Annotated in this window: 9 protein-coding genes; 5 read left to right on the top strand and 4 right to left on the bottom strand. The window is 70.8% G+C overall.

Annotation, left to right across the window (positions count from 1 at the left end; all coding sequences use genetic code 11):
- Positions 1-95: 95 nt before the first annotated feature.
- Entirely contained in the window at positions 96-2,360 is a 2,265-nt protein-coding gene (locus ACP4J3_RS47280) for a protein kinase domain-containing protein (protein ID WP_426543834.1), read from the top strand.
- Between the two features lie 18 nt (positions 2,361-2,378).
- Here the strand turns inward: ACP4J3_RS47280 and nadA are convergent, their stop codons facing one another.
- Positions 2,379-3,575, bottom strand: coding sequence for a quinolinate synthase NadA (gene nadA, locus ACP4J3_RS47275; protein ID WP_426543832.1), 1,197 nt, complete (start codon positions 3,573-3,575; stop codon positions 2,379-2,381).
- Positions 3,576-3,902: 327 nt separating this feature from the next.
- Here nadA and ACP4J3_RS47270 point away from each other — a divergent pair, with 327 nt between their 5' ends.
- Positions 3,903-4,259 carry a HesB/IscA family protein gene (locus tag ACP4J3_RS47270; RefSeq protein WP_004001854.1) on the top strand — a complete coding sequence of 119 codons (357 nt, stop codon included), beginning with the start codon at positions 3,903-3,905 and terminating at the stop codon, positions 4,257-4,259.
- 70 nt (positions 4,260-4,329) lie between these two features.
- Here the strand turns inward: ACP4J3_RS47270 and ACP4J3_RS47265 are convergent, their stop codons facing one another.
- The gene (locus ACP4J3_RS47265) at positions 4,330-6,222 is read right to left on the bottom strand and encodes a hypothetical protein (protein WP_426543870.1); all 1,893 of its coding nucleotides are present in this window, start codon (positions 6,220-6,222) and stop codon (positions 4,330-4,332) included.
- A 399-nt stretch (positions 6,223-6,621) separates the two neighbouring features.
- Positions 6,622-6,831, bottom strand: a complete 210-nt coding sequence (locus tag ACP4J3_RS47260; RefSeq protein WP_426543830.1) for a hypothetical protein — start codon at positions 6,829-6,831, stop codon at positions 6,622-6,624.
- A 132-nt stretch (positions 6,832-6,963) separates the two neighbouring features.
- Between ACP4J3_RS47260 and ACP4J3_RS47255 the strand changes: the two genes are divergently transcribed.
- Positions 6,964-7,938 (top strand): carbohydrate kinase family protein, encoded by a 975-nt coding sequence (locus ACP4J3_RS47255; protein WP_426543828.1) that lies wholly within the window; start codon positions 6,964-6,966, stop codon positions 7,936-7,938.
- 27 nt (positions 7,939-7,965) lie between these two features.
- Here ACP4J3_RS47255 and ACP4J3_RS47250 read toward each other — a convergent pair whose 3' ends face one another.
- A complete protein-coding gene (locus tag ACP4J3_RS47250; RefSeq protein WP_426543826.1) occupies positions 7,966-9,345 on the bottom strand; it encodes a cysteine desulfurase/sulfurtransferase TusA family protein in 1,380 nt (459 codons plus the stop codon).
- Positions 9,346-9,632: 287 nt separating this feature from the next.
- Between ACP4J3_RS47250 and coxB the strand changes: the two genes are divergently transcribed.
- Together coxB and ACP4J3_RS47240 are read left to right on the top strand one after the other, a co-directional pair.
- Positions 9,633-10,598, top strand: coding sequence for a cytochrome c oxidase subunit II (coxB, locus tag ACP4J3_RS47245; protein WP_426543824.1), 966 nt, complete (start codon positions 9,633-9,635; stop codon positions 10,596-10,598).
- Positions 10,595-10,890 (top strand): cbb3-type cytochrome c oxidase subunit I (locus tag ACP4J3_RS47240; RefSeq protein WP_426543822.1); only part of this gene is annotated, 296 nt, incomplete at its 3' end. The genes coxB and ACP4J3_RS47240, both read left to right, overlap by 4 nt.

The following is a 10,890-nucleotide window of genomic DNA, read 5'->3' as shown; positions in this document are numbered from 1 at the left end:
GGCCGGGTACCGAACCTCTCGGTACCCGGCCGTTCGGGATTCCGGTTCCGTATCCTGTGGCCCGAACTCATCTATGGCGGAAGGATGTTCGGGCGGTGCCACTGCGCAGTGAGGACCCGAGGTCCGTCGGCGGGTACAAGCTGGTCGACCGGCTCGGGGCCGGAGGTATGGGCATCGTCTACCGGGGCAGATCACGGTCCGGGCGCGAGGTCGCCGTGAAGGTGGTGCATGCCCAGTACGCCGCTGACCAGGTCTTCCGCGCCCGGTTCCGGCAGGAGATCGAGGCCGTCCGCAAGGTGAGCGGCGCCTTCACAGCTTCGGTCGTGGACGCCGACCCGGAGGCGGAACGACCCTGGATGGCGACCCAGTACGTGGCCGGGCACTCCCTCGCCGGCCGGATCCGCGACGGGGGCCCGCTGCGTGGCGCCGAACTGCAGCGGCTGGCGCTGGGGTTGGTGGAGGCGCTGCGGGACATTCACCGGGCGGGTGTCGTGCACCGCGATCTCAAGCCGGCGAACGTCCTGATGGCCGAGGACGGCCCGCGCGTCATCGACTTCGGCATATCCAGGGCGGTGGAGAGCGGCCACACCCTGACCGAGACCGGCCAGATGATCGGCACCCCGCCCTTCATGTCCCCGGAACAGCTCACCGACCCGCGTGCGGTGGGCCCGACCTCGGACGTCTTCTCGCTCGGGGCGCTGCTGGGGTTCGCGGTGACCGGGCGGGGCCCGTTCGACGGGGAGAGCCCCTACATCACGGCGTACGGGGTGGTCCACAACCCGCCCGCCCTCGACGGCGTACCCCAGCCGCTGCTCGGCATCCTGGAGCGCTGCCTGGCCAAGAAGGCCGCGGACCGGCCCGAACTCGACGAGCTGGCAGAGGAGTTCGCCGACCTGCCGGGGCCGGCGGGGGACGAGCCGGCCACCGTGACCCTGCGCGCGGCTGACCTGCGGCTCACGGACCGGACCCACCCCGGTGACCTGGCCGGCCCGACGGCCGGCGACCACCCCGGCCGCCGGGGCCGCCGTGGAGACCGACTCCCCGCCCGCCGTCGCCGCATCCGCCCGCTGCTGGTCGCCACCGGCGTGGTCGGCGCCCTGGGCCTGGGGCTGTTGGGGTACGTGGCGTTCGGGCCGGGATTCCCGGACCCGCAGCCCGCGGGCTCCGCCACGGCCGCGCACTCCCGCTGGGCGGCGGTCCCCACCGGCTGGCAGCCCTGGCGGACGACGATGTTCAAGGCGGCACCGCGGGGCGAGGTCAAGCCGCTGGGGAAGGAGAGCGGCGACCCGGGCGACGCCACCTGCCGGCGGTACGAGGACGCGGTCTACTGCGCGGGCAGCAGCGTCCTTCCCGTACGCCTGGACGGCCGTACCGGCAAGACCGTCTGGCGCTCCGCCCTCGCGTCCGCCGACTCCGGCGAGAGAGGGCTGAACGCCTTCTCGCTCCTCGGCGTGCGGGACGGCGCGATGCTCGTCCGGCACGCCGTCCACAACACGGCGAACGACAAGGTCAGCGTCGTCGCCCTCGACGCGGACAGCGGCGAGCGGTTGTGGGCCCGCGAGGTGAACGACGGCAGCGTCGACCTGATCCTGTCCGGCGACCTCGTCCTGACCACCGACGGCAGCGGCCGACTGGTGACGGCCCGCTCCCCGCGCACCGGCACCGACCGCTGGACCATGCAACTGCCCGCCGACAACTACTGCCAGTTCCTGACGGCCGGCTCCGGCCTGTACGCGCACTGCTTCCCGTCGGACGAGACCCGGGACGCCGAGTTCCTGGAGCTGAACCGGACCGACGGGTCGGTGGTCCGGCGTCTGAAGACCCCGTACCCGAGCGGCCTGCTCGGCACCGTCGACGACCGGCTGGCCTTCGTGGTCGGCGGCAGTGGCAGCACCGGCCCGGCGCGCCCCGAGGACCTGACGTTCGGCGAGATCCTGCTGACCGACCCGGACACCGGCGCCGGCACCACGACGAAGCTGGCGCAGACCTACGAGGGCTCGGTGACGCTGGCCGCCGGCACCCTGTGGATCACCGGGGCCAACGGCCAGGTGACCGCCGTGTCCCCGCTGACCGGCGAACAACTGTGGCAGACCCGCACCGGCGTCGAGGGCTCGGGCCGGCCCACGTACGACGCCCGCACCCGCACCCTGTACCTGGCCAGCACCAGCGGCCGGGTCGCGGCCCTCGACGCACGCAAGGGCACGCTGCTGTGGGAGACGGGCGCGCACGCCGAGCGGCTCGCGAGCGGCGACACGGTCAAGTCCGAGGTGCTGCCGTACGGCGGCGCGCTGGTCGTGAGCACCCCGGACGGCACCGTCTTCGGCATCGACCCGGCTCACCCCGAGCGGAACTCGGGGTGAGCGCTCCTGGCGACGCTCCTACGGCAGCGCCAGCATCCGCTCCAGCGCCAGCTTCGCGAACGCCTCGGTCTCCTGGTCGACCTCGATCCGGTTGACGAGGTTGCCCTCGGCCAGGGACTCCAGGGCCCAGACCAGGTGGGGCAGGTCGATGCGGTTCATGGTCGAGCAGAAGCAGACCGTCTTGTCGAGGAAGACGATCTCCTTGCCCTCGGGCGCGAAACGGTTCGCCAGCCGGCGGACCAGGTTCAGCTCGGTCCCGATCGCCCACTTGGAGCCGGCCGGGGCGGCCTCCAGGGCCTTGATGATGTACTCCGTCGAACCGACGTAGTCCGCCGCCGCCACGACCTCGTGCTTGCACTCGGGGTGGACCAGGACGTTCACACCCGGGATCCGCTCGCGCACGTCGTTGACCGAGTCCAGGCTGAAGCGGCCGTGCACCGAGCAGTGGCCGCGCCACAGGATCATCTTCGCGGCGCGCAGTTCGTCGGCCGTCAGCCCGCCGTTCGGCTTGTGCGGGTTGTAGACGACACAGTCATCCAGGGACATGCCCATGTCGCGGACGGCGGTGTTGCGGCCCAGGTGCTGGTCGGGCAGGAAGAGGACCTTGTTCTGCCGGGGCTCACCCTGCTCGAACGCCCAGTCCAGGGCGCGCTTGGCGTTGGAGGAGGTGCAGATCGTGCCGCCGTGCTTGCCCGTGAACGCCTTGATGTCCGCGGACGAGTTCATGTACGAGACGGGGACGACCTGCTCGGCTATGCCGGCCTCGGTCAGCACGTCCCAGCACTCGGCGACCTGCTCGGCCGTCGCCATGTCGGCCATGGAGCACCCGGCGGCCAGGTCCGGCAGCACGACCTTCTGGTCGTCGGAGGTCAGGATGTCCGCAGACTCCGCCATGAAGTGCACACCGCAGAACACGATGTACTCGGCCTCCGGGCGCGCGGCCGCCTCCCGGGCCAGCTTGAAGGAGTCGCCGGTCACGTCCGCGAACTGGATGACCTCGTCGCGCTGGTAGTGGTGGCCGAGCACGAAGACCTTGCTGCCGAGCTTCTCCTTGGCCGCGCGGGCGCGCTCGACCAGGTCCGGGTCGGACGGCGCGGGAAGGTCGCCGGGACACTCGACGCCGCGCTCGCTCCTCGGGTCGGCCTCGCGGCCGAGGAGCAGCAGGGCGAGGGGCGTCGGCTGTACGTCGAGCTCCTGGGTCTGGGCGGTGGTCACGACACGCACCCTTTCTGTTCTACGGCTCGCCGGGACCGGAATATCCGGACCCGGCGGGTCAAGCGGGACACCTTCAACGACTTCTCGTCGATTTGACGCTATCTATCATAACCGCTTCACGTCAGTTTGACGATGGCCATCATGTCGATGTGACGTGAATCCCGGTGAGGCCCCCGGTATTCCCGAATGAGGCGTTTTCCGCTCCGACCGCCGTGTGCGAGCATGAAGAAGGACCGAAAGACAAGCATCCGGCCCCGGAATGAATCCGCCGACCCGCCGGTTGCAATGGTCGGCAAGCAGTCTCCGTACAACCCGGGAGAGATGTAGATGTCCGTATCGGACGAGACCAGCACCGTCACCGACGGCATCGTCCTGACCGACGCCGCCGCGTCCAAGGTCAAGGCCCTGCTCGACCAGGAAGGCCGTGACGACCTCGCCCTGCGGGTGGCCGTCCAGCCCGGCGGCTGCTCCGGCCTGCGCTACCAGCTCTTCTTCGACGAGCGCTCCCTCGACGGCGACGTGGAGAAGGACTTCGGCGGTGTGAAGGTCGTCACCGACCGCATGAGCGCCCCGTACCTGGGCGGCGCCACCATCGACTTCGTGGACACCATCGAGAAGCAGGGCTTCACGATCGACAACCCGAACGCGACGGGCTCCTGCGCCTGCGGCGACTCCTTCAGCTAAGCCCCGCACATACGCGCAAAGGCGGCGGCCCCCTCCGACGGGGCCGCCGCCTTCCGTGTCCGTGGACCCCCTACCGGGCCCCGGACGTCTCCGGAAGCCGGTCACCCGGCTTCTCCAGCGGGATCGCCTGGCCGTCCGTGCCCACGACCTTCCGGTCGCCGAGCGGCTCGTCCAACTGCACGGTCCTGTGGAACACCTTGGCGATCAGGATGCAGACCTTGTCCGGCTGGGTGGTCTCGGTCACCCGGACGGTCACCTCGTCATCGCTCTCGCTCGCCGTCACGTCGTACTTGGCGCACACACCGCCGGTGAAGGACACGGTCAGCTCCCTGCCCTCGGCCGTGTAGCCGTCCACCGTCACATTGCGCGTCACCGGCGCCGAGGTCGGCTCGTCCTTCGGCCCGGTCGGCCGCGGGCTCGGCTGCCCGGACGGCTCCTGGGACGGCGTGGACGAGGCCAGGTACTCGGGGTCGATCGCCGGATACGTCACCGTGAAGCTGTCCTGCGCACCCTGGGCCCGCACCTGGAACAGCCAGGACGGCACCAGCGCCTGCCGGGCGTCCACATAGTGCGCGGCCAGCCCGAACACCGCCTTCTCGACCGTGATGGTGTCCCGGTCCTCGGCCGGCGCACCCGTCGAGCCCTCGGAACCGCACGGCGCCTCGAGCCGGTCCTCCAGCGGTACGGGGCTGGCGCAGCCGCCGATGCCCATGCGGCCGCCGGTCGCAGGCGCCGCGTTCATCAGCCCGAGCGTCTTCTCGGCGTCCAGCACGGGGTACGTGTCACCCTTCACCGGCGCCTTCAACTGGCCGCTGCCGCCGACCACCTCGCCCTGGGAGCTCACCGTCACCCCGGTCGTCCAGCCGTACGTGGGCAGTCCGCCGACCACGGGTTCCGCGTTCACCACCCGCTGGGCGCCCATGACCTGGCTCGCGTCGAGCTTCGCGTCGTCCTGACCCACTGCCTTGAGCACCGGCGCGGCGGCCTTCTTGGCGACGGCCTCGCTCACCGGGTCGTCGCCCGGGTCCGCGGGGGTCTTCGCGCAGACGGTGGTGGACTGGCAGTTGTCCGTGCCGGGGGCGTACCGGTAGAAGGTCCAGGTCCCGGGCGCCCGCTTGTTCACCTGAAGACTGGGCCCCGCCCCGTCCGTCCCCCCGACCCGCCAGGTCTGCCCCTGCGCCACCGGCTTCCCGTCCACCCCGAGCGCCTGGGCCAGCTCGGCCACCTCGTTGGCGCCGACCTCGCCCTGGGCCCGGTACACCGGCGCCGATCCGGGCCCGTCCGGCAACTCGCCGCCGGCCTTGTAGGTGGCGCCGTACGGGTTGGGCTCCCCGGGCGCGATGCCGCCCGTACCGCTCGCGGTGCCCTCGGTGTAACCGTCGAGGTGGAGCGGCGGGGGAGTGTCACCGTCGGCCGCCCCGGACGTCGTACCGCCGCCGTCCGACCCGCCGGACGTGTTCGCGGCGAGATAGGCGCCGCCGCCCCCGATGAGCAGCACGGCCGCGGCGACGGAGGCGATGATCGCGGGGGAGCGGCGCCGGGCACCGTCGTGGGCGCCGTGCCCGTCGGATGCCGACGGGGCAGGGGCCCCGCCCTCGGCGCCGACCTCCGAGGCACCGCCTTGCTCCGCTCCACGCGAGCCTGCAGGGCCGTCGGCGCTTTGAGTGCCGCCCGAGCCTTCAGGGCCGCTCGTGCTGTCAGCGATGGCCGAGCCTTCAACGCCATCCGTGCTTTTAGCGATGGCCGAGCCTTCAGGGCCGCCCGGGGCTTCAGGGCCCCTCGTGCTGTCAGCGACTGCCGAGCCTCCAGCGCCGCCCGAGGCTTCAGCGCCATCCGTGCTCTCAGCGACGGCTGAACCTCCAGTGCCCTCCGAGCTTCCAGCACCCACAGCGCCCTGAGGGCCCTCCGCGCCCTCGGTGCTCTCCTGGCCCTCGCTGTTCTCCGGGCCCTCTGAGCCCTCCATGCCCGCTATGGCCCCGCCGACCTTGCCGGCCTCCTGAGCCTCAGCGGCACCACGGCTCTCCACGGCCTCCTCGACGGCAGTGCCGTCGTCGGCCCCGCCGTCAGAAGCCCCGCCTGCCGGCCCGCCCTCGGCGGCGAGCCCCTCCGCGGCGAGCCCCTCCGCACCGACGGCACCCTGCTCCGCCCGTGCCTCCTCCGCGTCCCTGCCGGAGGCGCCCGCGTCGTCGTTCTCGGGTCGCTCGGTGTTCACCGCATCGCTCCTTCGGCTGCGCACATGTCCCATGACCCTGACCCGGCCCTGTCAAAGGCCGGCCTTCCGGGTCGTATCCCGCATCCCCTTTACGGGGGACAGCGATGGGACGCAGCGGGGGAGCGCACGGTTCCCTGTCGTCCGCGCCGGTCAGTCGCCGTAGTCGGACATCGCCTCCAGCAGCCGCGCCGACTTCGGCGGCACCGTCACCCCGTGGATGCGTGAGGGAGAGACCGGAAGGGAAAGGACACGGTCGGGAACGACCCAGTGCGGAGCCATCCGCGCACAGTCACCCAGCAGTGCCGCCAGGTCGACCTCCGGGTCGACCGGAGCGGAGGCGCGGACCTCGAATTTCGTCATGGCCGCACCGTAGGCACGCTCCACCCCGCGAAGAAAGATCTACTATCGGGTAGTTTCGTCTGCTTCTGTGTCCCGCTCCACGAACGGTAGCGTGGACTGTCAATTCAACCTCGCCGCAGGAGACTCCTCGCCGTGCGCATCGCAGTCACCGGCTCCATCGCCACCGACCACCTCATGACCTTCCCCGGCCGCTTCGCCGACCAGTTCGTCGCGGACCAGCTGCACACGGTCTCGCTCTCCTTCCTGGTCGACAACCTGGACGTACGCCGGGGCGGCGTCGGCGCGAACATCGCCTTCGGCATGGGCCAGCTCGGCACGGAGCCGATCCTGGTCGGCGCCGCGGGCTCCGACTTCGACGAGTACCGGGCCTGGCTGGACCGGCACGGCGTCGACACCAACTCGGTCCGCATCTCCGAGACGCTGCACACCGCCCGCTTCGTCTGCACCACCGACGCCGACCACAACCAGATCGGCTCCTTCTACACGGGCGCGATGAGCGAGGCCCGCCTGATCGAGCTGAAGACCGTCGCGGACCGCGTCGGCGGCCTGCACCTGGTTCTCATCGGCGCCGACGACCCCGAGGCGATGCTGCGCCACACCGAGGAGTGCCGCACCCGCGCGATCCCCTTCGCCGCCGACTTCTCGCAGCAGATCGCCCGGATGGGCGGCGACGAGATCCGGATACTGCTGGACGGGGCGACCTACCTCTTCTCCAACGAGTACGAGAAGGGGCTCATCGAGTCCAAGACCGGCTGGACGGACGAGGAGATCCTGTCCAAGGTCGGCCACCGCGTCACGACCCTCGGCTCACGGGGCGTCCGCGTCGAGCGGCAGGGCGAGGACCCGATCGAGGTCGGCTGCCCCGAGGAGGAGCGCAAGGCCGACCCCACGGGCGTCGGTGACGCCTTCCGCGCGGGGTTCCTGTCGGGGCTGGCGTGGGGCGTGTCCCTGGAGCGGGCGGCACAGGTCGGCTGCATGCTGGCGACGCTCGTCATCGAGACCGTCGGGACGCAGGAGTACCAGTTGCGGCGGGCGCACTTCATGGACCGGTTCACCAAAGCGTACGGGCATGACGCGGGCGAGGAGGTCCGGGCGCACCTGGGCTGAGGCCTAGGGCCCTGGGCGACGGGGCGTTCAGCCGACCCGGCGGACCAGGTACGCCGTACCTTGTTCCGCCGGCTCCTCGCCCACGTACTCCTGGCCCCGCATCTCGCACCACGCCGGGATGTCCAGGCGGGCCGCCTCGTCATCGGAGAGCACCCGCACCAGCCCGCCCACCGGCACATCGCCGATGACCTTGGCGAGCTCGATGACCGGGATCGGGCACCGCTTGCCGAGGGAGTCCACGACCAGGACTTCCTCCTCGTCCACGACCGCCTCGCCGACCGGCGCCCCCAGCTTCTCCCGCACCCCCGCCACCGCCCCCGGCAGCACCTCCAGGAACCGCTCCACATCCTCGGCCGCCGTCCCGAACGGCAGGGACACCCGCACGTTCCCCTCGCTCAGCACCCCCATCGCCCTGAGCACATGGCTGGGCGTCAGCGTGCTGCTCGTACAGGACGAACCGGACGAGACCGAGAATCCGGCACGGTCCAGCTCGTGCAGCAATGTCTCCCCGTCGACATAGAGACAGGAGAAGGTGACGACGCCGGGGAGCCGTCGCTCCGGATCGCCGACCACCTCCACATCCGGCACGAGCCGGGGCACTTGCGCCCGGATCCGCTCCGTCAGCTCCCGCAGCCGTACCGCCTCTTGGGCCGCCTCCGCCCGCACCGCTCGCAGCGAGGCCGCCGCCGCGACGATCGCGGGGATGTTCTCGAACCCGGCCGCCCGCCCCGACTCCCGCTCGTCGGCGGGCCCTTGCGCGGCGAACCGCACCCCCTTGCGCACGACCAGCAGCCCGACCCCCGAGGGCCCGCCCCACTTGTGAGCACTGGCCGTCAGCAGCGACCAGTCACCCTCGATGCGCTCCCACCCCAGGGACTGCGCCGCGTCCACCAGCAACGGCACCCCGGCCTCCCGGCACACCCCGGCCACCTCGGCCACCGGCTGCTCGGTCCCCACCTCATGGTTGGCCGACTGCAGACACGCCAGCGCGGTGTCGTCCCGAAGGGCCCGCGCGTACGCCGCCACGCTCACGGCCCCCGCCCGGTCCACCGCCACCTGAGTGACCGTCCCGCCGTCGGCCTGGTGCGCGTCAGCCGCATGGAGCACACAGGAGTGTTCGACGGCAGACACGATCAGGTGGCGCCCGACGCGCCGCCGCCCCGCCAACGCACCTGCGACGCCCGCGTGCACGGCCCGGGTCCCGGACGAGGTGAACACCAACTCGTCCGCCCGACACCCCACAGCCTCGGCAGCGGCCTCCCGAGCCGCGTCCAGCAGCATCCGGGCCCGCCGCCCCTCCCGATAGAGACGGGCAGGATCAGCCCACCCCTCATCGAGGGAGGCCTGAAGTGCCTGCCGCGCAACAGGATGGAGAGGAGCACTGGAAGCAGCGTCAAAGTAAGCCACACAGCAACGCTAAAACGTCCAGAGGGACAGTAGGCATAAGGGGCGCGGGGCGGTGACGTTTGCGGCTCCGCCGCGGGGCGCGACCAGCCACAAACAACCCGCAGCCGCCAATCAAGCGAACCCCCCACCCCACTAGGCACCCCTCCTCGCGAACCCCCGGAGGGCGTCGGCTAGGGTTTGGTCCGCATAAACATCCAAACCCCTGCCCGACGCAGGGCGGCGACCGACCAGCGAGAAGGCCAGGCCGCAGCCGAACCGCGCGGGCGAGACTCTCGGGAAGGCGCTACGTGAGTCCCAACGGCTCCGACCGCTCGCCGCGGCGCCCGATGCGGCGGAAGCTGCTGCAGGCAATGACCGCGGGCCTGGTCCTGGCGACAGCCACCGGTTGCTCGTACAACTGGGAAGACTTCCCCCGCCTTGGTATGCCCACCCCGACCACGGAAGAGGCTCCGCGGATCCTCTCCCTGTGGCAGGGTTCCTGGGCGGCTGCGCTCGCCGTTGGCGTGCTGGTGTGGGGTCTGATCCTGTGGAGCGCCATGTTCCACCGGCGCAGCCGCACCAAGGTCGAGGTTCCCCCGCAGACCCGGTACAACATGCCGATCGAGGCGCTGTACACCGTGGTCCCGCTGATCATCGTCTCGGTCCTGTTCTACTTCACGGCCCGCGACGAGTCGAAGCTCCTCGAACTCAAGGACAAGCCCGACGTCACGGTGAACGTCGTCGGCTTCCAGTGGTCCTGGTGCTTCAACATGATCGAGAACGTCGAAGGTTCCACCGGCGACGCCAAGACCGTCAAGGAACTGGACGCGATCCCGGACCGGTTCAAGGCAGACTTCCCGGCCAACGCCGGCGGTGTGTACGACTGCGGTACCCCCGGCACCCGGAACCCGCAGACCAACAACCCGGGCCCGACCCTGTGGCTGCCCAAGGGCAAGACGGTCCGCTTCGTCCTCACTTCGCGTGACGTCATCCACTCCTTCTGGGTGGTGCCGTTCCTGATGAAGCAGGACGTCATCCCGGGCCACACCAACGCCTTCGAGGTGACCCCCAACCGTGAGGGCACCTTCCTGGGCAAGTGCGCCGAGCTGTGCGGCGTCGACCACTCCCGGATGCTGTTCAACGTGAAGGTCGTCTCCCCCGAGCGCTACGAGCAGCACCTCAAGGACCTCGCCAAGAAGGGGCAGACCGGTTACGTTCCCGCCGGCATCGCGCAGACGAGCCACGAGAAGAACCGGGAGACGACAAACCTGTGAGCATCCTCAACGAACCCCAGGGTGCCGCGGCGGCTGAGGACTCGTACGAGAACGAGCTGCCGGTCCGGCGCAGGCGACCCGGCAACGTCGTGGTCAAGTGGCTCACCACCACCGACCACAAGACGATCGGAACGCTGTACCTCGTCACGTCGTTCGCGTTCTTCGTGATCGGTGGCGTGATGGCGCTGCTCATGCGCGCCGAGCTGGCCCGACCCGGTCTGCAGATCATGTCGAACGAGCAGTTCAACCAGGCGTTCACGATGCACGGCACGATCATGCTGCTGATGTTCGC

It is taken from the genome of Streptomyces sp. UG1, assembly GCF_049974585.1.
In the GTDB taxonomy this organism is placed as follows: Bacteria; Actinomycetota; Actinomycetes; order Streptomycetales; family Streptomycetaceae; genus Streptomyces.
Note: the sequence above shows the minus strand (reverse complement) of the source record. Positions and strands in the feature narration are given on the sequence as shown.